The sequence below is a fragment of the Luteococcus sediminum genome (genome assembly GCF_054783495.1).
In genome coordinates this window covers 149,616-174,725 of record NZ_BAAGQL010000013.1, presented here as the reverse complement: position 1 = coordinate 174,725, position 25,110 = coordinate 149,616, and the positions used below count along the sequence as shown (strand labels likewise).

Sequence of the window (25,110 nt, the reverse complement as noted above, 5' to 3'; positions counted from 1 at the left end):
AGCACAGTGATTGAGTCATTCCCGCAGGGGTGGCGACTCAGCCCTCGGCGAGCTCGGCAGCCTCCAGCCAGGCCATCTCCAACTCCTCCACCTCGTCGTCGGCAGCCTGCAGTTCGGCCTGCAGCTCGGCCAGCCGGGAGTAGTCGGCGGCGGCCTCGGCCATCTGCGCGTGCACCCTCTCCTGGCGCTGGCGCAGCTTCTTCAGCTGGCCCTCGATGCGCCCCATGTCCTTGCGTGCCTGGCGCACCTCGGCCGCCGAGGCCTTGGGAGCACCGCCATCATCGGTGTTCGTCTGCTCTGGGCTGGCGCCGGCAGCCATGTGCGCCGACTTGCCCGGACCCGTCTCACGGGTGCGCCGGTGCTCAAGGTATTCGTCCACCCCGCGGGGCAGCAGGACACAGCGTCCATCACCCATGAGGGCGTAGACCACGTCGGTGACGCGTTCAAGGAAGTAGCGGTCGTGGCTGACGACGATCAAGGTGCCGGGCCAGGTGTCGAGGTAGTCCTCGATCACGGTCAGGGTGTCGATGTCGAGGTCATTGGTGGGCTCGTCGAGCAGTAGCACATTGGGCTCGTCCAGCAGCAGTCGCAGGAACTGAAGGCGTCGCCGCTCGCCACCGGAGAGCTCCCCGATGCGGGTGACCAGCTTGTCGCCGGTGAAGCCGAACTCCTGCAGCAGGTTGGACGCGGAGGCATCCTTGCCCGTGGCCAGCTTGGTCTCCTGCTTGAGCCTGTTGACGCTCTCCAGCACCGTCTCGCGGTCGTCCAGTGCGCCAACGTGCTGGCTCAGATGCCCGATGCGCAGGGTCTTGCCCTGCTTCACCGTGCCTGAGTTGGGAGCAAGCTCCTGCGTGAGCAGGCTGAGCAGGGTGGTCTTTCCGGCGCCGTTGACGCCCAGCAGGCCGATCCGCTCGCCCGGCCCGATCGACCAGGTCAGGTGGTCCAGCAGGGTGCGGTCGCCGAAGCGCAGCACAACGTCCTCGAGGTCGAAGACGTCCTTGCCCAGCCGGCTCACGCTGAACTGCTCCAGTGCAAGGCGGTCGCGCGGCGGCGGCACGTCCTCGATGAGCGTGTTCGCGGCCTCGATGCGGAACTTGGGCTTCGAGGTGCGGGCGGGAGCGCCGCGGCGCAGCCAGGCGAGCTCCTTGCGCACCAGGTTCTGGCGGCGGGCCTCGTTGGCCGCGGCCTGGCGGGCACGCTCGGCGCGGGCCAGCACATAGGCCGCATAGCCGCCGTCATAGGCGTCGACGACGGCGTCGTGCACCTCCCACACGTGATTGCAGATGGCGTCCAGGAACCAGCGGTCGTGGCTGACCACCAGCATGGCAATGTTGCGCTGCTGCAGGGTGTTGAGGTGGTCGGCCAGCCAGGCGACGGCCTCCACGTCGAGGTGGTTGGTGGGCTCGTCCAGGACCAGCAGGTCGTGGTGGCCCAGCATCAGGCTCACCAGTCCGGCCCGGCGTCGCTCGCCGCCCGACAGCGTGGAGAGCTGGGCGTCCAGGTCGATGTCTGCCAGCAGGTGTTCGACGACCGAGCGCCGATAGCTGTCACGCGCCCACACGTGGTCGGGCTCCCCGTCGACGATCAGGTCACGTACGCTCTGGCCCTCGACCACCTGCTCGGCCTGGGTGAGCACCCCGATGGAGACCGACCCGGTCCTGATGACGCGGCCCCGGTCGGGCTCCAGCGCCCCGGTGAGGATCTTGAGCAGGGTCGACTTGCCGTCGCCATTGCGCCCGACCACGCCGATGACGTCGCCCTGGGCCAGGCCCAGGCTGACATCGGAGAGGATCGGGCGGATGCCGAAGCTGATGCTGACGTTCTCGGCATTGACCAGGTTGGTGGCGGCCATCGGGGACTCCTCGTGGTGGTGAAGGCGGGCACGACGAACGGCCGCCGCCGGGGCGACGACCGTTCGTGGAAGTAGGGCTGCTCAGCGGCCGCGCATGGCGCGACGCGAGGTCTGCTGCGGGATCGGGCCCTTCGGGATGGGCATCCGTGCACGGACGGCGTCCATCGCCCGCAGACGCTTGGTGACGTCGTCGATCTGCATCTGGTTGAGCTTCTTGGGCATCTTCTTGATGTGGTCGCTCAGCTTGTTCAACGGGACCTGACCGGGCCCGTCGCCCATCTGGATGGTGTTGACGGTCACCCCGTAGGCAGTCTGTTCGTGGCGCTTGGTCTCGGTGACCAGCAGCTGCTTGAGCCGGTTCGGATCGCCCTCGCCAATCAGGATGAGGCCGCCCGGACCGACGACGCGGTGCACCACGTCGAGCTGGCGAGTGGCATTGATGGCCGGGGTGGAGGTCCAGCCCTTGGGCAGCATGTTGAGCGCCACCTCGGCAGAGCCGGGCTGGCCCTCGTAGCGCTTGTAGACCGAGCTGCGCACGCGACGGGTGAACAGGAACATGGCCAGGGTCATGCCGACCAGGATGCCGAGCACGATCCAGAACCAGAGGGGCTTGACCAGCACGCCGAGCAGGATGCCCAGCAGCAGCGGGCCTGCGAAGCCGGCGGCCAACACCATCGGCAGCTGGGGGTCCTGCTGCCTGGTGAGGCGGTAGCTCTCGGTGAGCTGGCGTCGCTGGCTCCAGTCGCGGGGGTCGGAGGAGTTCTTCTTGCGCTCCTTCTCCGCCTGGATCTGGGCCTTCTGCTTGGCCCGCAGTTCCTTGGCCTTGTCGCTCGCCATCGTCGCTCCGGATCATCTCGTGGGTCGTGGGGGCCGTCGGGCCACCGCCGCCCAATCCTAGCCCGTGGCGGTGGCGCGATGCGCATCCGGGCACTGACGGCCGTGGGCCCGCACCCCGGTGGAGGGGATGCGGGCCCACGGCCTGGCCCGTGACGGGCCGGTGCTGCTGTGATCAGTTGCCGAGCTCGCCGGCGAAGTCACCCTCCTCCAGGCGTGCCTTGACGGCAGCCAGGAAGAGAGCAGCCTTGGCGCCGTCGATCAGGCGGTGGTCGTAGGTCAGCGAGAGGTACATCATGTCGCGCACGGCGATGACCTCGGAACCGTCGACGTCGAGCACCATCGGGCGCTTGACGAGCGCGCCCGTGCCCAGGATGGCGACCTGGGGCAGGTTGATGATCGGGGTGTCGAACAGGGTGCCGGCCGAACCATAGTTGGTGATGGTGAAGGTGCCACCGGCGAGCTCGTCGGGGCTCACCTTGTTGTCGCGGGTGCGAGCGGCGAGGTCGACGATCTTGCGGGCCAGGCCGGCGATGTTCAGGTCGCCGGCGTCCTTGATCACGGGAACCAGCAGGCCCTTCTCGGTGTCGACCGCGATGCCGATGTGCTCGACGTCGTGGTAGGTCACCTCATTGCCCTCGATGGTGGCATTGATGAAGGGGAACTGCTTGAGGGCCTCGATGGAGGCCTTCGTGATGAAGGGGAGGTAGCTCAGCGAAGCACCCTCGCGCTTCTTGAAGTCCTCCTTGTGGGCCTTGCGCAGCTGCGAGATCTTGGTGAGGTCCACCTCGACGGTCGCCGTCAGCTGGGCCGAGCTCTGCAGCGACTCGGTCATGCGCTTGGCGATCGTCTGGCGCAGACGGCTCATCTTCTCCGTGGTGCCACGCTTGCTCGGGTCGGCGCCCTTGGGGGCCGACTTCGGCGCGGAAGGAGCTGCCGGGGCGGCAGGAGCAGCCGGGGCGGCAGGAGCAGCGGCAGGAGCCGGGGCCTTCTTGGCCTCGGCGGCAGCCAGGACGTCCTGCTTGCGGATGCGGCCACCCACACCGGTGCCGGTGACGGTCGACAGGTCGATGTCATTCTCGCTCGCGAGCTTGCGCACCAGCGGGGTGACATAGGGGGTCGACTCGCCCTCGGCGGGGCGCGGGGTGGTGCCGGGCTCGGCGACCTCGGGCTGGGCCGGGGTCGAGGGGGCCTTGGGCTCCGGCTCCGGCTTCTCGACGGCCTCGGCCGGCTCGGACGCGGTCTGGGTGGGCTCGGGCGAGGTCTGCTGCTCCGGCTTGGGCTGGGCCTTCGGGGCCTCCTGGGCAGGGGCCGGGGCCTCCTGCTTGGGGGCGGCCTGGGCGGAGGCGTCACCGATGATGGCCAGCACGGCGCCGACCTCGGCCACGTCGTCCTCCTTCACCCGGATCTCCAGCAGGGTGCCGGCAGCGGGGGAGGGGATCTCGGTGTCGACCTTGTCGGTGGACACCTCGACGAGCGCCTCGTCGGCCTCGACGGTGTCACCGACCTCCTTCAGCCAGCGGCTGATGGTGCCCTCGGTGACGGACTCGCCCAGGGCGGGCAGGGTCACCTCGGTGCCCTCGGCGGCGCCGTCAGCGGGGGCTGCGTCGGTGCTGCCGCCGGCCGGGGCCTCGGCCGCGGAGGGATCGGCGGGGGCGGCCTCGGTCTGGTTGGCCCGCTGCTGCTCCTGGACCTCGGCCTCGACGGGCTCTGCGGGCTGGTCACCCGACGGGGCGCTGGACTGTCCGGCCTCGGACTCCTCACCGATGACGGCCAGGACGGCACCGACCTCGGCCACGTCGTCCTCGGCCACGCGGATCTCGAGGACCACGCCAGCGGCGGGGGAGGGGATCTCGGTGTCCACCTTGTCGGTGGAGACCTCGACGAGGGCCTCATCGACCTCGACGGTGTCGCCAACGGCCTTGAGCCAGCGAGAGATGGTGCCCTCGGTGACGCTTTCACCAAGTGCAGGAAGTGTGACTTCGGTCGCCATGAGGTTCGGGCTCCTTTGCAATGCCATGGGTTGTCGTGTACCAGCCTAGCCCCCTGCGCCCGGTGGGGGCACCCGAGGAGGGGTGTGGGGCCGAGGACAGTTCGCCCTCGGCGCACCTTTCCGGGCGCCCCCGGCAGGGGGCGAGGACTCAGTCCTGCAGGCCGCGGGCCAGCTCCACGAGGGTGCGCACGGCATGGCCGGTGCCCCCGGTGGAGGTGTAGTCGCGGGCGGCCTCGTCGTTGAAGGCGGGCCCGGCGATGTCGAGATGGGCCCAGGCGGTGTCGTCCGCGACGAAGTGCTGCAGGAAGGCTGCCGCAGCCATCGCCCCGCCCAGGCGCGAGCCACTTGACTTCAGGTCGGCCACCTTCGACTCCAGCGAGCTGCGGATGTGCTCGGGCACCGGCAGCTGCCAGAACTCCTCGCCAGCCGTCTCGGCGGCGTCGAGGACCATGTCGGCAGTCTGGTCGTCGGAGGCCATCAGGCCGGCGATCCGGTTGCCCAGGGCCACCATGCAGGCGCCCGTCAGCGTGGCGACATCCACCACCAGGTCGGCCTTGTCGGCCTGCGAACGGGCCAGGGCGTCGGCCATCACCAGACGCCCCTCGGCGTCGGAGTTGACGTTCTCCACCGTGGTGCCGCCGTACATGGTCAGCACGTCGCTGGGACGGTAGGAACTGCCAGAAGGCATGTTCTCGGCCATCGGGGCATAGGTGGTGACGTGGACGTCCAGGCCCAGCTCCGCGATGGCGACGGTGGCGGCCAGCACGGCGGCGGCCCCGCCCATGTCGCACTTCATGGTGTACATGCCCTCGGCGGGCTTGAGGTTCAGCCCGCCGGTGTCGAAGGTGATGCCCTTGCCCACCAGGACCAGGTGGTTCTTCGCCCCGCGGGGATGGTGGTCGACGCGCACCAGGCGCGGCGGGCGCTGGGAGCCGCCGCCGACGGCCAGGATGCCTCCGAAGCCCTCCTTTGCCAGCTGCTTCTCGTCGAGCACCTGGACATCGAGCTTGGTGCCCTTGACGAGTTCACGCACGTCCTGGCTGAAGCTCTCGGGGTACAGGATGTTGGCGGGGGTGTTGACCCATTCGCGCGCGACCAGCACGGCGCCGGCGATGGCGCGGGCGTCGGCCAGCGCCTGCTGTGCGGGGGCGCCGGACAGGCTCGTCACCAGGCTGATGCGGGCCACTGGACGCTTCGGCTCACTGCCCAGTGGGGTGAAGCCGTAGCTGCCCAGCAGGGCCCCTTCCAGGGCGCCGCGCACCAGTTCGGCCTCGGCGGTCTCCAGACTGATGGCGACGTGGAGGCTGCGTTCGCCGGCATGCTCTGCCGCGGCGCGCAGGGCCGAGCCACAGCTGCGGCGGGCCTGCTCCGGGGTCAACTCCTCTCCGCCCAGCCCGACGACCAGGAGCTGCTGGCTGAAGCGGGGCAGCAGGGCCGTGTGGCCGCTGGCGGGACGGGCGCCCAGGTCCTGCGCGATCTCGCGCAGCGGTGCGGGGGCGGCCTTCTCGACCGGAGCGGGTGCCCCCACCAGGAGCGGTGCCTCGGTGCTTCCCGCCAGGCCGACCACGACGATGTCGGCCTCCTGGGGGACACGGGGGACGAGTTCGACCTCGGGCAGCTGGGCTCCGCAGGTGAGGGTGCTGGACGGGCGCTGGGTGGGCACAGGTCTGGCCTTTCTGGTGTCTGGGTCTGGAGGTGTTGGTTGTTCTGTTCTGGTGCTTGTTGGTCGAGGTGGCTGTTCGGTGTGGTGGCTGCGGGCGATGGTGGACTGTCTTCAGGCTAGACCAGCCGCCGGATGGTGCACGGGGGCCTGTCAGCCTCATGTGCAGGTCGGCTACGGTGATGGCACCGGGTCTGCCCGCGACGATGCGGACGACCGCGCCGTCCTGCGACGAGAGGGAGCCAGATGACCGAACTGCTTCATTCACCCCTGCACGAGCGACACGAGGAGGCGGGCGCCAAGTTCGCCGAGTTCGGCGGATGGTCGATGCCCCTGGAATATGCCGGTGGCGGCGTGCTGGCAGAGCACCGGGCGGTGCGGGAGTCGGTCGGCATCTTCGATGTCTCCCACTTGGGCAAGGCGGTGGTGAGCGGGCACAAGGCACTGGACTTCCTGAACCTGTGCCTCACCAATGACCTGCACAAGCTCGTCCCCGGGCAGGCGCAGTACACGATGCTGTGCAACGACTCCGGTGGTGTGGTCGACGACATGATCGCCTACGTGCGAAGCGAGGAGGAGGTTTTCCTCATCCCGAATGCGGCCAACAACTCCACCGTGGTTGGCATCCTCTCGGCCCAGGCCGCTCAGGACCGCAGCGGCGATGGCGCCGACATCATCGGCCCCCTCGAGGTCGTCAACCAGCACGACGAGCATGCGGTGCTGGCCGTGCAGGGCCCTCGCTCCGAAGCGGTGCTCACGGCGATGTCGCTTCCCACCACCATGGACTACATGGCCTTCGAGACCATCCAGCGCGACGGCTGGTCGATGACGGTCTGCCGCACCGGCTACACCGGCGAGCACGGCTACGAGCTGGTGGTGCCCGCCGACCGTGCCCTCGAGGTGTGGGACGAGGTGATGGCCGCCGGTGAGCAGTTCCAGATCCGTCCCTGCGGTCTGGGTGCCCGCGACACGCTGCGCACCGAGATGGGCTACTCCTTGCACGGCAACGAGATCACCCCCGAGATCAATCCTGTCGAGGCCGGCATCGGCTGGGCAGTGGGCTGGAAGAAGACCGAGCCCTTCCTCGGCTCCGATGCCCTGCGCGCGGTCAAGGCCGAGGGGCCGGCGCGTCGCATGCGTGGGCTGCTTGCCGTGGGTCGCGGCATTCCGCGCCACGGCATGGAGGTCGTCGATGACCAGGACGAGGTGGTTGGCGTGGTCACCAGTGGCACCTTCGCCCCCAGCCTGAAGCAGGGCATCGGCCTGGCGCTGGTGGACTCCCGCTTCGGGATCGGCGACGAGGTGGGTGTACGCGTGCGCAACCGCGTGGAGAAGTTCAAGATCGTCAAGCCGCCCTTCGTCACGCCGGGGGTGCGCCAGTCCTGAGGACCTGCACGACCAAGATCAATGGGCCCGTCACCACTGGTGACGGGCCCATTGATCTTGGTCTGGGAGGGTCATCCGACCTGTGCCCGGGCGCCACGACCCGCGACGGTGGGGGCGTCTTCCCGAGTACGTTCACCTCGCAGCAGGACGGTGGCGAATCCGGCCACCACCAGGCCGGTGCCGATCACCACGGGCTGGGAGAGCCTCAGGGCGCGCAGTCGGTCCTCGTAGCTCTGCACCTCCTCAGTGCCCATCACCGAGAAGTCGTTCTTGTGGCAGACGTCACCGGGCCCCATCTCCACTCCCCTGCAGGTCACCTGCAGGTTGCTCAGCCCCCACAGCCCGTAGAGTGCGACGGCCAGCCCAGCCACCAGCAGGGCCAGGTGCGCAGCCCGTTGCCGGTTCACTGCTCGTCCAGCGGCATGGGTCCGTAGACGAGCTGCCCGTCGTCGAACAGGCTCACAGCGGCAACGCCAAGGTCGGCCAGGTCCTCGTAGCCCTGGGTCAGCCAGGCCTCGGCCTCTGCCTGCTCCTCGAAGGGTCGGCCGATCCCTGCGCCCTCCAGCTCGTCGGGGGCCACGTCGGCGCCGGGGGTGAGTTCTGCGGTCCAGGTGAAGCTCATGGGTGCTCCTGTCGCTCGGTGCGGGTGCGTTGTCGGATGGGTGGTCAGTAGCTCTGGCCCCGCTCGATGGCCGGGTGCGGGCGGCGCAGGCTGCGCACGGTCATCATCCGGTTGACCATGTACATCATCAGGCCGCGCTGCTTGGGGTTGATCCCGCGCTCGAGGGCGATGCGCTTGAAGGAGCGCCAGCGCAGGACGATGTTGACCAGCCACAGGGCGAAGATCGCGAACATGGTCGCCGAGGTGATCTGCTGCACCAGGTAGTTGCGCGCGAAGATCAGGCTGACGGCCATGATCACCAGCATCAGCGGGATCGTGTACTCGGTGATGGTCATCTGGGCGTCAACGTGGTCGCGCGCCAGTTTGCGGGCGGGGCTGTTCTCAGTGGCCTCCAGGCTGCGCAGGCGGGCCTCCCGGTCCTGCTGGCGCTGGAGCTTCTTGGCTTCCTTGGGCGTCAGCTGCGGGTGCAGGCGGGCCATCCGGGCCGCCTCTGCCTCGGCGCGGGTCGGAGTGCGGGTGCCCTTCCTGCGGGGCTGCCGGGCCGAACCGTCGGCCTTCTCGGGCTCGTTCCTGGTGGCGGCGGGTGCTGCGGGGGCCGTCGGCTCCTGCTGCTGGCGGCGCACCGGACGCAGGCGGGAGGGCCTGTCCTTCGGGTCGCTCTGGTTCGTCTCTGGGTTCTTCGTCTCTGGGTTCTTCGTCTCTGGGTTCTTCGTCTCTGGGGCCTGGTTGCCCTGCTCATAGGGTCGGAACAGTGCCACGTCTCGTCCTCGTCGTCTGGTGCGGGCAGCGCCCGTACGGGCGTGCTCCGACCAATCCTACGGCGTGTCCCGCCGCCAGCAGCGTCATGGATCGTTAACCTCCCGTTGACCCCACGTTTGGGGAGGCCGCGGGGGTGCGCGACACTGTTTCGTGTGACCGTAGAACTCCTCATGCTGGGCCTGGTCGTCATCACCGCGATCGGCTTCGACTTCACCAATGGCTTCCACGACACCGGCAATGCGATGGCCACCTCCATCGCCACCGGCGCCCTCAAGCCCAAGGCGGCCGTGACGCTGTCGGCCATCCTCAACCTCATCGGCGCCTTCCTCTCGGTGGAGGTGGCCCTCACCGTCACCAATGGGGTGGTGAAGATCCAGGACAAGACCGGTGCACCCAAAGCGGAGTATGTCGCCAACCACGGGCACCTGTTGCTGCTCATCGTCCTGAGCGGCCTGGTCGGTGCGATCACCTGGAACCTGTTCACCTGGCTGCTGGGCCTTCCCTCCAGCTCCTCCCACGCCCTGTTCGGTGGCCTTGTCGGTTCCACCCTCGCCGCGACCGGTGCCGATGGCGTGAACTGGGCCGGGGACGGCAGCAAGCTCGATGGAGTTGTCGGCAAGGTCATCCTTCCTGCCTTCAGCTCCCCGGTCGTGGCTGCCCTGATCTCGATGGTGGGGACGTGGCTGGTCTACCGGATCACCCAGGGCGTGGCGGAGCGCTACAAGAACGCCGGTTTCCGTTGGGGACAGATCGGCACGGCCTCCCTGGTGAGCCTGGCGCACGGCACCAATGACGCCCAGAAGACGATGGGCGTCATCACCCTCGCCCTGATCGGTGCCGGGCAGTGGACCGACCTCGAGTCCATCCCGGCCTGGGTGAAGGTCATCTGTGCGGTGGCCATCGCGCTGGGGACCTATCTCGGTGGCTGGCGGATCATCCGGACGCTGGGCAAGGGCCTGGTGGAGATCGACTCCCCCCAGGGCATGGCGGCCGAAGCGGCCTCCGCTGCGGTGATCCTCACCTCGAGCCACCTCGGCTTCGCTCTGTCCACCACGCATGTCGCGACTGGCTCCATCCTCGGCGCCGGCCTGGGACGCAAGGGCGCCGAGGTCCGCTGGAGCGTGGCCCTGCGCATGGTCGTGTCCTGGCTGATCACGCTGCCGGCAGCAGGGCTCGTCGGCGCGATCTGCTACGTGATCGGCAAGGCCCTGCCGGGCTATGCCGGACCGCTGGCCGTCTTCGGGATCCTGATCGGACTGTCGAGCTACTTCGTCTGGCACTCGAAGAAGGCGCCGGTCGACGCCAACAATGTCAATGACGAGTGGGATGCGCGCCCCCTCGATCCCGAGACCCACCCCGCCGTCGCGGCGCAGTGAGAGGTGACCTGAGATGCACATCCTGTCCATGTTCTTCAGCGCCATCCTGCAGGTCCTGCTGGTCGGCGTCATCGTCGGCGCGGGTCTTCCTGCCCTGTTCAGCCTCGGGATCAAGTCCCTCGCCTACGGCACCGGTGGGGAGGCCGAGGTGGACCATGCACCCGGCCATCCCATCGGCAAACTCGTCGCCTACCTCTGTTTTGCCCTGGTCATTGCCAGCATCGCGGTGGGCATCGCCATCGTCGTGAGTTCCGGGCTGGGCTACCGGATCGACTTCTCCAACATCATCCCTGTCTTCCAGAAGAAGTGAGGCCCTCCGTGCCCAAGAACGCACTCGCCAAGATCGTGGACTGGCTGCGTGCCGGCTATCCCCAAGGCGTCCCGCAGGGCGACTACGTGGCCCTGTTGGGCGTCCTGCACCGCTCACTGACCGATGTCGAGGTCGATGCCATCGTGGCCGCCCTGGTGGAAGGGCCGGAGGGCGCTGACGGCGAGATCGATCCCGACGAGGTGCGCGAGGCCATCAAGCGGTACGTCCACGAGGAACCCTCGGCCGAGGACATCGACCGGGTGTTGGAGCGGATCGACGCCGGGTGGCGCACGCAGCATCGAGGATCCGAGAGCGGCTCCTGATGTTCACCTATCTCGAACGGGCAGTTGAGTGGCTGAAGGCGGGATACCCACAGGGGATCCCGGCCAATGACTACATCCCGCTGGTCGCGGTGCTGCGCCGCAAGCTGACCGATGAGGAGATCGAGCAGCTCGGACGCGAACTCAGCAACCAGGGGCTCGTCCCGGCCGACCGGATCGACGTCGGCACCGGCTACCTCAGGATCACCGACGAGCTGCCCAGCGTGCAGGAGCTGCGCCGGATCACCGAGCACCTCCGACGCTCGGGCTGGGAGATCGAGGACGATGCCTGGCGCACCGTGCCCGGCTCCGGGGTCGGGTGAACCGCCGGAACAGGACCACGAAGGACGACCCCGGGGCCATGTGCCCCGGGGTCGTCCCTGATTGACAGACAGCTGACAGCGCAATCAGTGTGTTGCGCGCCCATGGGCCCCATAAGCTGGTCGACGAACGCCGGCTCCACCGACCGGCACCACCGACCGTGGAAGGACCGACCCACATGGCAGGCATTTTCCAGCGCATGTCGACGATCTTCAGGGCCAAGGCCGACAAGGCCCTGGACCGTGCCGAGGATCCGCGCGAGACCCTCGACTACTCCTACCAGCGCCAGCTGGACCTCCTGCAGAAGGTGCGCCGAGGCGTCGCCGACGTGGCCACCAGCCGCAAGCGGGTCGAACTGCAGGCGCAGCAGCTCAACTCCGAGGTGGACAAGCTCACCAACCAGGCCCAGCGTGCCCTGGAGCAGAACCGCGAGGACCTCGCCCGCGAGGCCCTGACCCGCAAGTCGGGCCTCCAGCAGCAGCTCGGCGACCTGCAGGCGCAGCACGCGCAGCTGCAGGCCGAGGAGGAGAAGCTGGTGCGCGCCTCCACGCGACTGCAGGCCAAGGTCGATGCCTTCCGGACCCGCAAGGAGACCATCAAGGCGACCTACTCCGCCGCCGAGGCCCAGACCCGCATCAACGAGGCCTTCAGCGGCATGAGCGAGGAGATGGGCGATGTCGGCATGGCCATCCAGCGCGCCGAGGACAAGACCCAGCAGATGCAGGCCCGCGCCGGCGCCATCGACGAGCTGCTCGCCTCGGGCGCCCTGGACGACCCGTCGGGCACCTACAAGGACGACATCACCCGCGAGCTGGACCAGCTGGCCTCCAGCGGCCAGGTCGAGGACGAGCTGGCCGCCCTGAAGGCCAAGGTCAGCGGTGAGGTGACCTCCGGACGCGAGCAGGCCCCCGCCATCGAGGGCGGCCAGTCCACCCCCACCGGCGCTCCCGAGCAGGTGCGCACCGAGCGTCAGGGGGAGCAGGCATGATCGTCCGCATCCTGGGTGAGGGCCAGTGGCGCATCGACGAGGGCGCCCTGGCAGACCTGAACACGCTCGACCAGCAGGTCGAGGACGCACTGGCCGCGGGTGACGAGCCCGCCCTGCAGTCGGCCTTGGCACGTCTGCTCGACGAGATCCGTGGCGGCCAGCCCGTCGCTGACGACGAACTGGTCGAGTCCGACCTGATCGTCCCCGACGCATCCTCCAGCCTTTCCGAGGTCAGTTCCTTCCTGGCCGAGCAGGGCCAGGGGGAGGGGTTGATCCCGGGTTGATGCGCGTCGTCGTTGCATGCGGCCCCTACGAGGGGCTCGGACCCGAGGCCACTGGAGTTGCCATCGCCCGGGCCTGGGCCTCGTTCGGAGCCGAGGTGGCGGTTGTGCCGATGGCCGAGGCCGGCGCGGACTTCGCGCCGGCCTTTGCCGCCCTCACATCAGGCGCTTCGGACCACCTGCTGGTCACCTGCCCCGACCTGTCCGGTAGGGAGGCCTCCACGATGGTGGGGCAGGCCGTCGGCGACGCCCTGGACGGATGTGCCCCCGAGGTACGCGAGGTCTGGGTGGACATCGTCGGTGCCGACTGGCGTGACGGTGGAGCGGGCATGCTCGCGGCCCTCGGCGCGGTTGCCGACGTGCCGCTCGACCGGGGCGTCGACGCCTTGGCCGGCATCACGCAGATCGACCTGGCTCCCGTGCGCGCTCGTCTCGCAGGTCGCCTGCTCCACCTGGTGGTGTCCCCTCAGGGCGAGGCCGGCCACCTGACGGGCATGCGGGGCATCACGGCGGCCCACGGCCATGCCCATGGTGCCGATCCGGCTGAGATGCTTGCCCAGGATCAGGCGCTGGTGGACCTCGCTGCCGCCTGCGGTCGTCCGGAGCTGGCCAGCGTCGCAGGTTCGGGTGCACAGGGTGGCCTGGGCTTCGTTGCCCTGCTGACCGGCGGTCGCGTGGCCACCGGGCCCGCATGGTGCGCCGAGTTCGCCGGGCTCGCAGGCACCATCGCACAGGCGGACCTCGTGGTGACCGGCTACGACCAGCTGGAGTTCGGGACGAAGGGTGGTGCCCTGGTCCCACTGGTCGCCGAGCTCGCGGAGCAGGCCATGCGACCGGTGGTGGCCGTGGCGCGCCACAACTGGGTCTCGGCCCGTGAACTGCGCACGATGGGCATCGAGGAGGGCTACACGCTCTCGCCCGAAAATGAGCCGCTCACCACAACCCAGGTCACCAGCGCCTGCCTGCCCGTGGCACGGACCTGGAGCTGGTGAACCAACGGGTACTGTTGACAAGGTCCACGCCGGGAATAGCGGCCGCGCCAGCCGGCGTTGAGGACGTGAACCGTCCGTCCAGGAGGAGACACATGACTGACACCACCATCCAGCCCACCACTGACGGCATCGTCCTGACCGACGGCGCCGCCGCCAAGGTCAAGTCGCTGCTGGAGTCCGAGGGTCGCGACGATTTGGCCCTGCGCGTGGCCGTGCAGCCCGGCGGCTGCTCGGGCCTGCGCTACCAGCTCTTCTTCGACGAGCGGGAGCTCGACGGGGATGTCGTCAAGACCTATGACGGCGTCAATGTCGTCACCGATCGCATGAGCGCCCCCTACCTCGGTGGGGCCACCATCGACTTCGTGGACACCATCGAGAAGCAGGGCTTCACGATCGACAACCCCAACGCGCAGGGGTCCTGCGCCTGTGGCGACTCCTTCCACTGAGTCGTTCCGCACATCAGCACAGCGTCCCGCTGCATCGGATCGATGCGGCGGGACGCTGGATTTTGGGTTAGTCTTTGGGCGAACCCGCCACGGTTGCGTCTCCTCACGAGTGTGCTGTGACCAGCCATGGCAACGTTTCGAACTCGGGGCCTGCGGGTCCCACTCCCCCTGGGGAGCCATTCACGGTGGAAGGGCATTGACGTGGGTCGTGAACTCAACGGGTTGCGCCGCAACTTCGGCAGGGCCACTGCGCTGGGGCTGGGCAGCGCTGTGTTGCTCGGGCTGGCCGGTTGTAGCAGCCAGACCGGTGAAGGCCGCGGACAGCTGGCCCGCGTCGGACTGGTGGAGCCCGCATCGGACCGCGCCCCCTTCATGGGGGACCTGTGGGTCGGGGCCTGGGTTGCCAGCGCCGTCATCGGGGTCATGGTCTGGGGCCTGATCTTCTACTCGCTGTTCAAGTTCCGCCGCCGCGAAGGCAACGAGGTGCCGCGCCAGGTGCGCTACCACGTGCCGCTGGAGGTGCTGTACACCTCGGTGCCCTTCCTGATCATCGTGGTCCTGTTCTTCTACACCGTGAAGGCGGAGAACCGGGTCCTCGCCCAGGTCGACCAGCCGGCCCACACCGTGAACGTGGTGGGCCAGAAGTGGTCCTGGACCTTCAACTACATGGAGCAGGACAACCCCGAGATCGGCGCGACGGTCCACGAGGTCGGCACGATCGAGAAGATCCCCGAGCTGGTCCTGCCCGTCAACAAACCGGTGCGCTTCAACATCTACTCGGCTGACGTGATCCACTCCTTCTGGGTCCCGGCCTTCTACTTCAAGATGGACGCGATCCCCGGCAAGCCCAACAGTTTCGACCTCACCCCCACCAAGACGGGCACCTTCGACGGCAAGTGCGCCGAGCTCTGCGGCACCTACCACGCCGCGATGCTGTTCACCGTCAAGGTCGTGAGCGAGGACGAGTACACCGCCTACGTCAAGGGCCTGGCCGACAAGGGCCAGACCGGTGAGCTGGTCGGCCCCGCCGGCAACTCAGCCCTGCCGACCGCTCCGCACAAGGAGGAGAAGAAGTGACCACGCTGTCGCGCACCACGGGCGCTCCTGCACAGCAGGTGCGCCGTCGTGAACACTCCATGGGCCGTCTGTTCATGGACTATTTCACGACCACCGATCACAAGAAGATCGGCAAGCTGTACATGATCACCAGCTTCATCTTCTTCGGCATCGGTGGTCTCATGGCTCTCGCGATCCGTGCGGAGCTGGCGAGCCCGGGCATGCAGTACATGACCCACGAGACCTTCAACCAGATGTTCACCATGCATGGCACGATCATGCTGCTGATGTTCGCGACACCGGTCTTCGCCGCCTTCGCGAACTTCTTGGTCCCCCTGCAGATCGGTGCACCCGACGTCGCCTTCCCGCGACTGAACATGTTCGCCTACTGGATCTACCTGTTCGGCTCCCTGATGGCTTGCGCAGGCTTCCTGACCCCGGACGGCGCCGCCTCCTTCGGCTGGTTCGCCTACGCCCCTCTGTCGAACTCGCTGAACTCACCGGGTGCCGGTGGCGACCTGTGGATCATGGGCCTCTACCTCCTGGGGCTGAGCTCGATCCTGGGCGCGGTGAACTTCCTCACCACCATCATCGCGATGCGTGTTCCGGGCATGACCATGTTCCGCATGCCCATCTTCACCTGGAACATCCTGGTCACCTCGATCCTGATCATCCTGGTCTTCCCCGTGCTGGCCGCTGGCCTGCTGGTGCTGGCCAGTGACCGTATCCTCGGCTCGCACATCCTGGATGCCTCCAGTGGTGGTCCGATCCTGTGGCAGCACCTGTTCTGGTTCTTCGGCCACCCCGAGGTCTACGTGCTGGCCCTGCCCTTCTTCGGCATGGTCACCGAGGTGCTGCCGGTCTTCAGCCGCAAGCCCATCTTTGGCTACGTCGGCCTGGTCTTCGCCACCATCTCCATCGGTGCCCTGTCGGTGTCGGTGTGGGCCCACCACATGTTCGTCACCGGTGCGGTGAGCCTGCCCTTCTTCAGCTTCATGACCTTCACCATCGCCGTCCCGACGGGCGTGAAGTTCTTCAACTGGATCGGCACCATGTGGGGTGGTTCCATCAGCATGGAGACCCCGATGCTGTGGGCCGTCGGCTTCCTGACCACCTTCCTCTTCGGTGGCCTGACCGGCGTCATGCTGGCCAGCCCTCCCATGGACTTCAATGTCTCCGACACCTACTTCGTGGTGGCGCACTTCCACTACACGCTGTTCGGCACGGTCGTCTTCTCGATGTTTGCCGGATACTACTTCTGGTGGCCCAAGATCACCGGGCACATGCTGAACGAGACCTTGGGCAAGATCCACTTCTGGTTGCTCTTCGCTGGCTTCCACATCACCTTCCTGATCCAGCACTGGCTTGGTGTGGAGGGCATGCAGCGCCGAATTGCCGACTACCTGCCGAACACGGGCTACACCATGTTCAACCAGATCTCGACCTTCGGCGCCTTCCTGCTGGGCTTCTCCTTCATCCCGTGGCTGATCAACGTCTACCTGTCCTTCAAGAGCCCGAAGGTCACCGTCAACGATCCGTGGGGCTGGAGCCGCTCGATGGAGTGGGCCACCAGCTGCCCGCCGCCCCGCCACAACTTCACGTCGCTGCCCCGCGTGCGCTCGCCGTACCCGGCCTTCGACATGAACCATCCCGAGCTCGCTGACCACGGTGACACCGGCCTCCAGGCCAGCTTCGTGGCGGCCGAGACCGAGTCCGCCCGAGAGAATGCAGGAGTGGCCCGATGAAGGTCGAACGGAATATCTTTGGCTTCCTCGGCGTCTTCTACCTCGTCTGCGCCCTGGTCTACTGGTTCGGCTTCACCCACGAGTGGGTCGGACTGATGGTCCTGCTGCTGTCGAGCGCGATGTCGCTGATGATCACCGCCTACCTGTGGGCCATTGGTTCCAAGAACGACGTTCCGCTCTCCGACATCGGTGACGCCGAGATCGCGGAGGGTGCAGGCGCGCTGGGCTTCTTCCCGCCCCAGAGCATCTGGCCCTTCTGGACCGCGCTGACTGCCTCGCTGCTGCTGCTGGGTCCCATCTTCGGCTGGTGGATCTCCCTGCTGGCACTTGGCATGGGCGTCTGGGCCGTCGCGGGCTGGTGCTACGAGTTCTACCGCGGTGACTACGCCCACTGAGCCGTGACCACCTGACCGGCCGAACGCCGGCAGGCAGGCAACACTCTGTACTGGCTGCGGGCCCCGACTCCATGGAGTCGGAGCCCGCAGCACGTCGTCGTCCAATGCCGGGCAGGGGCCCGGCGGTCGGCCATCAGTTCCAGGACTGTGCCAAGGGACGTCCCTCGTCATAGCCGGAGGGGCTCTGGACGCCCACCACTGCCTTCTCGGCGAACTCCTCGAGAGTGCGGGCGCCCGCGTAGGTGCACGCCGAGCGAAGGCCAGAGGTGATCCAGTCCACCAGGTCCTCGACACCGGGTCGGGCCGGGTCCAGGTACATCTTGGAGCTGGAGATGCCCTCCTCGAAGAGGGCGGCTCGAGCGCGATCGAAGGCGGACTGGGCACGGGTGCGTGATTTCACGGCCCGGGCGCTCGCCATGCCGAAGGACTCCTTGTAGTGGCGTCCCTGGGCATCGACCAGCAGGTCTCCAGTGGACTCGTGCGTGCCGGCGAACCAGGAGCCCACCATCACGCTGCCCGCGCCTGCCGCCAGGGCCAGGGCGACATCACGTGGATGCCGAACGCCGCCGTCGGCCCACACCGCCCTGCCGACGGACTGTGCTGCTTCGGCGCAGTCCAGGACGGCGGAGAACTGGGGACGTCCCACGCCGGTCTGCATCCGGGTGGTGCACATCGCGCCCGGCCCGACCCCGACCTTCAGGACATCGGCACCGGCCTCCGCCAGGTCCAGCACCGCCTGTGGCGTCACCACGTTGCCGGCAACCATGGGGATCCGCCGGCCGGAGCTGGCCTTGAAATCGTCACGCACCCGGGAGACCGTCGACAGGGCGTCGATCATCTTCTCCTGGTGTCCGTGGGCCGTGTCCATCACCAGGACGTCGGCCCGGGCCTCCAGCAGGGCCTGGGCGCGGCCTGCGACATCGCCATTGATCCCCACCGCGGCGGCCACCATCAGGTCACCCTGCGGGTCGAGAGCAGGGCGATAGATGGCTGCTCTCAGGGCACCCTTGCTCGTCATGATGCCAACAAGTCGACTTTCTTCGTCGACCGCCAGTGCCACCTTCTGGTGGTGGGCCGAGAGGGTGTCGAAGACCTCTTGGGGGCTGCTCGCGGGGTCGACGAGGGTCAGGTCGGTCGTCATCACCTCGTGCACCTGGGCGAAGCGGTCCACCCCATTGGCCTCGGTGGGGGAGACGATGCCGATCGGGTGGCCCCCCTCGACGACGATCACCACGCCATGGGCACGCTTTCCCAGCAGTGCCATGGCCTCACCCACGGTCGTGTCGGGAGTGACCCGCACCGGGGTGTCGAAGACCGCGTGGGCCCCCTTGACGCGGTCGATGGAGCGGCCCACCACGTCGGTGGGGATGTCCTGGGGAAGGACGGCGATGCCACCGCGACGAGCGATGGTCTCGGCCATCCGGCGGCCGCTGATGGCCGTCATGTTGGCCACCGCGATGGGAAGGGGAGTGCCGATGCCGTCGGTCGAGGTGAGGTCCACGTCCATCCGGCTGGTGACGCTGGAGCGGTTCGGTGCCATGAAGACGTCGTTGTAGGTCAGGTCATGGCCTGGCTTGTCGGTGAGAAATCGCACGAGCCCATCTTGCACGCTCGTGCTGGGGCACGACCGAGCCCCCTCGCTGCTGGACTCGGCGGCGGGATTCAGGCCTGCTGGGTGGCCTCGACGAGCGCGGCCAGGGTGCGGTGGGCCGCACCGTCGTCCACGGCACGAGCCACGTCCGACAGGGCAGCTTCCATCTGCGGGGCCAGGGGCTGGTCGATGTCGATCCCCCGAAAGGCCGCCAGGGCGGCGGCCGCATTGAGCAGCACGATGTCACGGACCGGACCGGTCCTGCCATCCAGTACCTCGTGCACCACGGCAGCATTGACCGCGGGCGGGCCGCCGACCAGGTCGTCGGGCGTCGCCGGTTGCAGTCCGAGCAAGGCCGGGTCGAAGGTCGTCCGCGCGATGCGTCCGCCACCGATGAGCCAGACCTGGCTGGTCGTGGTGGTGGTCAACTCGTCCAGTCCGTCGCCACCATGGAAGACCAGACCGCGGCTACCCCGTGCCGTGAGGACGCCGGCCATCAGCTCGGCCGAGACGGGATCGGCCACGCCGATCGCCTGGGCCACCGGTCGGGCGGGATTGGTCAGGGGGCCCAGCAGGTTGAAGGGGGTGCGGATCCCCAGCTCCTTGCGCGGTCCAGCAGCATGGCGCAGTGATTGGTGGTAGCGGGGGGCGAAGAGGAAGACCATGTTGGTCCGGTCCAGGACCCACTGCTGACGGGTGGGATCGACATCGAGTCGAACGCCCAGTTCCTCCAGGCAGTCCGCGGTTCCGCACATGGACGACGCAGCCCGGTTCCCGTGCTTGACCACCCTGGCCCCCGCGGCCGCGGCGACCAGAGCGGCCATCGTGGAGATGTTGACCGTGTTGGCCCGGTCACCCCCGGAGCCCACGATGTCGACGGCGTCGTCGGCCAGCGTGATCGCGGTGGCGTGCTCGGTCATCACATCGGCAAGGGCCTGCAATTCCGCGACCGTCTCGCCCTTGGCTCGCATCGCCACGGCGAAACCTGCGATCTGGACCGGGGTGGCGTTGCCCGAGAGGATCTCATCCATCGCCCAGCGGGTCTGGCTCGGCGAGAGGTCCTGACCGTCCGCGAGGCGGGTCAGCAGGTCTGGCCAGCGCGGTGCTGGGCTCACCGGCCCACCCGTGCCGCGGCCAGGCGTCGACGCGCCAGGTCCGCGACGGTCGCGGGAAGGCGCATCGGGTCGACGGGGAAGGCCTCGATCGCATCGGCATTGGACCAGGTGGCCAGCCAGGCATCGGCCACACGGGCGACCAGGAGAAGAACGGGTGGGCAGTCGGCCACCTCTTCCTTGAGCTGGCGGGACAGGCCCATGCCGCCATAGGGGGTGGCCTCCGCGTCGAGGACCAGGACGTCGTAGAACCCGGAGTCGACGGCCTTGACCACGGCAGGTGCGGTCGCGGTGTCGAAGATCTCCACCTCGGGCAGGTCCGGGGCCACGCGACGGCCCAGGGCCAGTCGCACCTGGTCACGAGTGCTGCGGTCGTCGGAGTACAGCAGAACCTTGAGGGTGCGTCCGCTGGATGCCTGGTCGCTCATCGTCGTCCTGTTCGTTCGGTGGTAGGTCACAAGGCGCCGCTCGACTCGGCGGGCCGGCCGCCCTGGACTAGATGCTATCGCGCGAATCATCCAGCGCGGGAAGGGGTCCGGCGCCGCCACAAGGAGCGTCACGTGCCATGTTGTGGTCCATCGCCAGTGTCCGACGTGCCAAACCGGCCTTTTGAGGCAATAATGCTCCCGTGGCTACTTCTCCGCATGCGACCAGCGCCGTTCATGGCACGCCCGTGGGGGCCGTGCACCCGATCGCCCCCTCGCGCCTGCACGCGCCGAAGGGCAGGCCCGACATGGTCCCCCTGGGGACCTGGATCTGGCTGGCGAGCGAACTGATGTTCTTCGCCGCCCTCTTCGCCGCGTACTTCATGATTCGCGAGTTCACCGGGGCGCAGGCGGCCCCCGGCACCGAGACGATGTTCCAGGTCGGCCAGAACCACCACGACGTGGTCTTCGCCAGCGTGAACACCGGCATCCTGGTGCTCTCCTCCTTCGCCTGTCAGCTCGGCGTGATGAAGGCCGAGCACGGCCAGGTCAAGCGCACCAGCGGCCTGCTGAACATCGGCAAGTGGGGCATGCGCGAGTGGTACATCCTGACCTTCCTGATGGGAGCCGTCTTCATCAGCGGCCAGGTCTGGGAGTACGCGAAGCTCTTCAGCGAGGGAATCAACATCGGCACCGATGCCTACTGGTCGGCCTTCTTCCTGGCCACCGGCTTCCACGGACTGCACGTGACGGGTGGTCTGATCGCCTTCCTGTTCATCCTCGGCCGCACCTATCTGGCCCGCACCTTCACCCACGAACAGGCCGTCAGCGCGATGGTGATCAGCTACTACTGGCACTTCGTCGACGTGGTCTGGATCATCCTGTTCGCGGTCATCTACCTGCTTCCCAACTAATCCACCAGAGAGGGCGATCCCGTGCGATTCCTGTCCACGCGACGCAAGCACCCGGCGGCCAAGCCGCTCACCCTGCTTCTCGCACTGTTCATGATGGGCGCCGTGTACTCGGTGGTCTCACCGGCCGAGCAGTCCGCGGCCGACACCAACACCAACCCGCAGGTCGTCCAGGGCAAGGGCCTCTACGACGTGACCTGCTCGTCCTGCCACGGACTCAACGGTGAGGGCACCAGCCAGGCCCCGTCGCTGATCGGTGTTGGCGCTGCTGCTGTCGACTTCCAGATGGGCACGCGCCGCATGCCGCTGTCCAAGCCGATGGCCCAGGCCCCGCGTGATGCGGCTCCCGAGTACACGCAGGAGGAGATCGACGCGATCGCCGCGTATGTCGCCACCCTCGGCAAGGGTCCCAAGGTGCCCGCCGAGAGCAAGTACTCCCCGGCCGGCCTCAGCGAGGAGGAGATCGCCCGCGGCGGCGAGCTCTTCCGCACCAACTGCTCGGCCTGCCACAACATCGAGGGCCGCGGTGGTGCGCTGCCCAATGGTGCCTACGCCCCCTCGCTGACCAATGTCTCCTCCAAGCACATCTACGAGGCGCTGCGCACCGGCCCCCAGCAGATGCCGGTCTTCAATGAGGGCGCCCTGCCCGACCAGGACGTCAAGGAGATCATCGGCTACCTCGCCGAGGTGCGTGAGCAGCCCCAGCACGGTGGCCTGGAGCTCGGTGGCCTCGGCCCCGTCTCCGAGGGCTTCTACGGCTGGATCGTCGGTATCGGTGGCCTCGTCCTCGTCGCCATGTGGCTCGCAAAGAAGGGGGCTCGTGCCCGATGAAGTCAACTGAGATCGACACCCACGGCCAGTCCGTGACCTCCGCGGAGCCGGTGTCCTACCACCCCGTGACCGACCCGGGCATGGAGGAGCACGTCGAGCGCTGGACGGACGTGAACCCGGCGGCTGCCGCTCGCGTCGTGCGCCAGATCGTCGGCATGCTCGCCCTGTCAATGCTGTGCTCGATCCTGTTCGTGGTGATCTACTTCGCCGTCCCCAAGGGCGATGTCGTCAACTTCGGGCCTTGGCACAGCAACGCCCAGACCATCCTGCTCGGTCTGACCGGCGGTCTGGCCGTCCTGCTGATCGGTTTCTCGACGATCCACTGGGCCAAGCAGCTGATGAATGACGAGGAGGTCGTCGACGTCCGTCACCCGATCGCCTCCAGCGAGGACGACCACGCCGAGATGGCCGAGTCCTGGAGCGCCGGTGTCAAGGACTCCGACATCGGCCGTCGCAAGCTGATCGGTGGCATGCTCGCCGGTGCCGCCGGCCTGGTGGCCGTCCCGGCCGTCGTCAGCCTCGCCGACATGGGCCCCCACCCCGGCAAGGGAACGCGGGCTGCGACCATCGAGAAGACGATCTGGGCCGAGGGCGTCAAGCTCGTCAACGACGTCACCTGGAAGCCGATCAAGGCCTCCGATCTCGAGATCGGCCAGATGGTCAACGCCGAGCCCGAGACCTTGGAGCCGCTGGCCCACGAGGACCATGTGGCCTTCCACCAGGAGCGGGCCAAGGCCGCGATCATCATCGTGCGCATGAACCCGAACTCGATCAAGGTCCCCGAGAGTCGCAAGGACTGGCAGGTCAATGGCATCCTGGCCTACTCCAAGATCTGCACCCACGTCGGTTGCCCGATCTCGCTGTGGGAGCAGAAATCGCACCACCTGCTGTGCCCCTGCCACCAGTCGACCTTCGACTTGGGCGACTCCGGCGTCGTGGTCTTCGGTCCCGCCGCCCGGGCCCTGCCCCAGCTGCCGATCACCACGGACAGCGAGGGCAACCTCATTGCCCGTAGCGACTTCACGGTCCCGGTGGGCCCGAGCTACTTCGAGCGGGACTCCCGCAACGACTACAAGAAGGGTGACAACTGATGGCACGCCCCGCAGCCGTTGCCGAGAATGCCGAGCCCGTCGAGGCACAGCGACCCACCGGCGCAACGTCGGCCGCCAAGCGTGGCGGCGGCTACACCTGGTTCGACGAACGTCTGGGACTTTCCCGTCTGGGCAAGCACAACCTGCGCAAGGTCTTCCCCGACCACTGGAGCTTCCTGCTCGGTGAGATCGTCCTGTACTCCTTCATCGTCTGCCTGATCACCGGCATCTTCCTGACGATCTGGTTCCGCCCGTCGATGGCTGAAGTGGAGTACCACGGCGCCTACCAGCTGATGCGCGGCATCCCGATGTCCGAGGCCTATGCGTCGACCCTGACGCTCAGCTTTGACATCCGCGGTGGCCTGCTGGTCCGTCAGATCCACCACTGGGCAGCGTTGCTGTTCATCGCCGGTGGCGTCGCCCACATGCTGCGCGTCTTCTTCACCGGCGCCTACCGCAAGCCCCGTGAGATCAACTGGGTGATCGGTGTTGCCCTGATGGCCCTGAGCCTGATCGAGGGCTTCGCTGGCTACTCGCTGCCGGACGACCTGCTGTCGGGCACGGGCCTGCGCTTCGCGGACGGCCTGATCCGCTCGATCCCGCTGATCGGCACCTGGGCCGAGTTCTTCATCTTCGGTGGGGAGTTCCCGGGTACCGCGATCGTGCCCCGTCTCTACATGGCGCACATCCTGCTGCTGCCCGGCATCCTGCTGGGCCTGATCGCGGCCCACATGTCGCTGATCGTCTACCACAAGCACACCCAGTACCCCGGCCCGGGTCGCACCGAGCAGAACGTGGTGGGCTACCCGCTCTTCCCGGTGTACATGGCCAAGGCGGGGGGCTTCTTCTTCGTGGTCTTCGGCTTCTGCGTGCTGATGGGTGGTCTGATGCAGATCAACCCAGTGTGGAAGTACGGCCCGTACAACCCTGCCCAGGTAACGGCCGGTTCGCAGCCTGACTGGTACATGGGCTGGGTCGAGGGTGCCATCCGCATCATCCCGAACTGGGAGAGCCACATCGGTGGCACCACCTGGAGCTGGAACATCTTCCTTCCCGGTGTCGGCCTGATGGGCATCCTGTTCACCGGTCTGGGTGTGTGGCCCTTCATCGAGCGGTGGATCACGGGCGACCAGGCTGAGCACCACCTGCTCGACAGGCCGCGCAATGCCCCGACCCGTACGGCGCTCGGCGTGGCGGGCATGACCTGGTACGCCATGTTCTGGCTGGGTGGTGCCAACGACATCATCGCGACCAACTTCCAGTTGAGCCTGAACGCCATCACCTGGTTCCTGCGCTTCGCGGTCTTCCTGGCCCCGATCGTCGCCTTCATGGTCACCAAGCGGATCTGCCTGTCGCTGCAGCGGCGTGACAACGAGCGCGTCCTGCACGGCTCCGAGTCCGGCATCATCGTGCGCGACCCCTCGGGGCACTACTCGGAGGCTCACGTCCCGGTCAGCCACGACGAGGCCTTCACGCTCACCCAGCACAAGCAGTACGACATGGTGGACACCGACGACGACGCCCCCGTCAGCAAGAAGCGTGCTCGTGCGAGCCGCTTCCTGGTGGGTGACGAGATCGTCAAGCCCACCGCCGAGGAGATCGAGGATGCGCACCACCACGGTGCGGACGACACCCCCGAGCTTCCTCGCGCCTGACCAAGGCATCCAGTTCCAACGGCCCGTGGCCCCCGATCATTCGGGGGCCACGGGCCCTTTCAGGTGTGCCCGTGGTGGCGAGTCCGCGAGCTCCCGTGGTTGCCCTTCCAGGGCTGTTCACCGACCAGGGGTACCAGCCGGCCTGGTCTGCCGCTGAG

26 protein-coding genes are annotated in these 25,110 nt (G+C 67.7%); 16 read left to right on the top strand and 10 right to left on the bottom strand.

Annotation, left to right across the window (positions count from 1 at the left end):
- Positions 1 to 37: 37 nt before the first annotated feature.
- The 4 genes from ACYVKA_RS07620 to ACYVKA_RS07605 all read right to left on the bottom strand — a co-directional run bounded on the left by ACYVKA_RS07620 (position 38) and on the right by ACYVKA_RS07605 (position 6,342).
- Complete coding sequence (locus ACYVKA_RS07620) at positions 38 to 1,852, bottom strand: ABC-F family ATP-binding cassette domain-containing protein (RefSeq protein WP_460704293.1); 1,815 nt, start codon at positions 1,850 to 1,852, stop codon at positions 38 to 40.
- A gap of 81 nt (positions 1,853 to 1,933) precedes the next feature.
- Positions 1,934 to 2,689, bottom strand: a complete 756-nt coding sequence (locus ACYVKA_RS07615) for a DUF4191 domain-containing protein (protein WP_460704291.1) — start codon at positions 2,687 to 2,689, stop codon at positions 1,934 to 1,936.
- 172 nt (positions 2,690 to 2,861) lie between these two features.
- Complete coding sequence (sucB, locus tag ACYVKA_RS07610; protein ID WP_460704289.1) at positions 2,862 to 4,679, bottom strand: 2-oxoglutarate dehydrogenase, E2 component, dihydrolipoamide succinyltransferase; 1,818 nt, start codon at positions 4,677 to 4,679, stop codon at positions 2,862 to 2,864.
- A 148-nt stretch (positions 4,680 to 4,827) separates the two neighbouring features.
- Positions 4,828 to 6,342: a leucyl aminopeptidase gene (locus tag ACYVKA_RS07605; protein ID WP_460704287.1), complete on the bottom strand. Its 1,515-nt coding sequence runs from the start codon at positions 6,340 to 6,342 to the stop codon at positions 4,828 to 4,830.
- A gap of 243 nt (positions 6,343 to 6,585) precedes the next feature.
- On the opposite strand from ACYVKA_RS07605, the gene gcvT reads away from it, so the two are divergent.
- Positions 6,586 to 7,725 (top strand): glycine cleavage system aminomethyltransferase GcvT, encoded by a 1,140-nt coding sequence (gene gcvT / locus ACYVKA_RS07600; RefSeq protein WP_394274844.1) that lies wholly within the window; start codon positions 6,586 to 6,588, stop codon positions 7,723 to 7,725.
- A 71-nt stretch (positions 7,726 to 7,796) separates the two neighbouring features.
- On the opposite strand, the gene ACYVKA_RS07595 is transcribed toward gcvT, so the two are convergent.
- Genes ACYVKA_RS07595 through ACYVKA_RS07585 form a run of 3 tightly spaced genes read right to left on the bottom strand, consistent with a single transcriptional unit; the run spans position 7,797 to position 9,105 of the window.
- A complete protein-coding gene (locus ACYVKA_RS07595) occupies positions 7,797 to 8,132 on the bottom strand; it encodes a hypothetical protein (protein ID WP_460704285.1) in 336 nt (111 codons plus the stop codon).
- Complete coding sequence (locus tag ACYVKA_RS07590) at positions 8,129 to 8,347, bottom strand: hypothetical protein (protein ID WP_394274842.1); 219 nt, start codon at positions 8,345 to 8,347, stop codon at positions 8,129 to 8,131. Before ACYVKA_RS07590 ends, ACYVKA_RS07595 begins: the two co-directional genes overlap by 4 nt.
- Positions 8,348 to 8,391: 44 nt before the next feature.
- Positions 8,392 to 9,105, bottom strand: coding sequence for a DUF3043 domain-containing protein (locus ACYVKA_RS07585; RefSeq protein WP_460704283.1), 714 nt, complete (start codon positions 9,103 to 9,105; stop codon positions 8,392 to 8,394).
- A 153-nt stretch (positions 9,106 to 9,258) separates the two neighbouring features.
- Here ACYVKA_RS07585 and ACYVKA_RS07580 point away from each other — a divergent pair, with 153 nt between their 5' ends.
- From ACYVKA_RS07580 to ctaF, 11 genes are all read left to right on the top strand, one after another.
- A complete protein-coding gene (locus ACYVKA_RS07580; RefSeq protein ID WP_460704281.1) occupies positions 9,259 to 10,482 on the top strand; it encodes an inorganic phosphate transporter in 1,224 nt (407 codons plus the stop codon).
- 13 nt (positions 10,483 to 10,495) lie between these two features.
- Positions 10,496 to 10,792: a hypothetical protein gene (locus ACYVKA_RS07575; RefSeq protein ID WP_394274839.1), complete on the top strand. Its 297-nt coding sequence runs from the start codon at positions 10,496 to 10,498 to the stop codon at positions 10,790 to 10,792.
- Positions 10,793 to 10,800: 8 nt separating this feature from the next.
- A complete protein-coding gene (locus ACYVKA_RS07570; protein WP_394274838.1) occupies positions 10,801 to 11,115 on the top strand; it encodes a DUF3349 domain-containing protein in 315 nt (104 codons plus the stop codon).
- Complete coding sequence (locus ACYVKA_RS07565) at positions 11,115 to 11,435, top strand: DUF3349 domain-containing protein (RefSeq protein WP_394274837.1); 321 nt, start codon at positions 11,115 to 11,117, stop codon at positions 11,433 to 11,435. Before ACYVKA_RS07570 ends, ACYVKA_RS07565 begins: the two co-directional genes overlap by 1 nt.
- Positions 11,436 to 11,611: 176 nt before the next feature.
- Positions 11,612 to 12,421, top strand: a complete 810-nt coding sequence (locus ACYVKA_RS07560) for a PspA/IM30 family protein (protein WP_394274836.1) — start codon at positions 11,612 to 11,614, stop codon at positions 12,419 to 12,421.
- Positions 12,418 to 12,705 carry a PspA-associated protein PspAA gene (pspAA, locus tag ACYVKA_RS07555; protein ID WP_394274835.1) on the top strand — a complete coding sequence of 96 codons (288 nt, stop codon included), beginning with the start codon at positions 12,418 to 12,420 and terminating at the stop codon, positions 12,703 to 12,705. Before ACYVKA_RS07560 ends, pspAA begins: the two co-directional genes overlap by 4 nt.
- Positions 12,705 to 13,694 carry a glycerate kinase gene (locus ACYVKA_RS07550; RefSeq protein WP_460704279.1) on the top strand — a complete coding sequence of 330 codons (990 nt, stop codon included), beginning with the start codon at positions 12,705 to 12,707 and terminating at the stop codon, positions 13,692 to 13,694. The genes pspAA and ACYVKA_RS07550 overlap by 1 nt, the downstream gene beginning before the upstream one ends.
- Positions 13,695 to 13,786: 92 nt before the next feature.
- The gene (locus ACYVKA_RS07545) at positions 13,787 to 14,140 is read left to right on the top strand and encodes a HesB/IscA family protein (protein WP_394274833.1); all 354 of its coding nucleotides are present in this window, start codon (positions 13,787 to 13,789) and stop codon (positions 14,138 to 14,140) included.
- A 201-nt stretch (positions 14,141 to 14,341) separates the two neighbouring features.
- Positions 14,342 to 15,217: an aa3-type cytochrome oxidase subunit II gene (ctaC, locus tag ACYVKA_RS07540; RefSeq protein ID WP_460704277.1), complete on the top strand. Its 876-nt coding sequence runs from the start codon at positions 14,342 to 14,344 to the stop codon at positions 15,215 to 15,217.
- 59 nt (positions 15,218 to 15,276) lie between these two features.
- Positions 15,277 to 16,941 (top strand): aa3-type cytochrome oxidase subunit I, encoded by a 1,665-nt coding sequence (gene ctaD, locus ACYVKA_RS07535; protein WP_394274847.1) that lies wholly within the window; start codon positions 15,277 to 15,279, stop codon positions 16,939 to 16,941.
- On the top strand, positions 16,938 to 17,336 hold the full coding sequence (ctaF, locus tag ACYVKA_RS07530; RefSeq protein WP_460704275.1) for an aa3-type cytochrome oxidase subunit IV: 399 nt from the start codon (positions 16,938 to 16,940) through the stop codon (positions 17,334 to 17,336). Before ctaD ends, ctaF begins: the two co-directional genes overlap by 4 nt.
- 133 nt (positions 17,337 to 17,469) lie before the next feature.
- Here the strand turns inward: ctaF and ACYVKA_RS07525 are convergent, their stop codons facing one another.
- The 3 genes from ACYVKA_RS07525 to ACYVKA_RS07515 form a co-directional block, all read right to left on the bottom strand.
- Positions 17,470 to 18,930, bottom strand: a complete 1,461-nt coding sequence (locus ACYVKA_RS07525) for a GuaB1 family IMP dehydrogenase-related protein (protein ID WP_460704273.1) — start codon at positions 18,928 to 18,930, stop codon at positions 17,470 to 17,472.
- Positions 18,931 to 18,998: 68 nt separating this feature from the next.
- Positions 18,999 to 20,042, bottom strand: a complete 1,044-nt coding sequence (gene trpD / locus ACYVKA_RS07520; protein WP_460704271.1) for an anthranilate phosphoribosyltransferase — start codon at positions 20,040 to 20,042, stop codon at positions 18,999 to 19,001.
- A complete protein-coding gene (locus tag ACYVKA_RS07515; RefSeq protein ID WP_460704269.1) occupies positions 20,039 to 20,467 on the bottom strand; it encodes a response regulator in 429 nt (142 codons plus the stop codon). The genes trpD and ACYVKA_RS07515 overlap by 4 nt, the downstream gene beginning before the upstream one ends.
- A 200-nt stretch (positions 20,468 to 20,667) precedes the next feature.
- Between ACYVKA_RS07515 and ctaE the strand changes: the two genes are divergently transcribed.
- The 4 genes from ctaE to qcrB all read left to right on the top strand — a co-directional run bounded on the left by ctaE (position 20,668) and on the right by qcrB (position 24,952).
- Positions 20,668 to 21,378 carry an aa3-type cytochrome oxidase subunit III gene (ctaE, locus tag ACYVKA_RS07510; RefSeq protein ID WP_460704267.1) on the top strand — a complete coding sequence of 237 codons (711 nt, stop codon included), beginning with the start codon at positions 20,668 to 20,670 and terminating at the stop codon, positions 21,376 to 21,378.
- A 21-nt stretch (positions 21,379 to 21,399) separates the two neighbouring features.
- A complete protein-coding gene (gene qcrC / locus ACYVKA_RS07505; protein ID WP_460704265.1) occupies positions 21,400 to 22,206 on the top strand; it encodes a cytochrome bc1 complex diheme cytochrome c subunit in 807 nt (268 codons plus the stop codon).
- Between the two features lie 80 nt (positions 22,207 to 22,286).
- Positions 22,287 to 23,297 carry a cytochrome bc1 complex Rieske iron-sulfur subunit gene (gene qcrA / locus ACYVKA_RS07500; RefSeq protein WP_460704899.1) on the top strand — a complete coding sequence of 337 codons (1,011 nt, stop codon included), beginning with the start codon at positions 22,287 to 22,289 and terminating at the stop codon, positions 23,295 to 23,297.
- Positions 23,297 to 24,952, top strand: coding sequence for a cytochrome bc1 complex cytochrome b subunit (gene qcrB, locus ACYVKA_RS07495; protein WP_460704263.1), 1,656 nt, complete (start codon positions 23,297 to 23,299; stop codon positions 24,950 to 24,952). Before qcrA ends, qcrB begins: the two co-directional genes overlap by 1 nt.
- Positions 24,953 to 25,110: the final 158 nt, after the last annotated feature.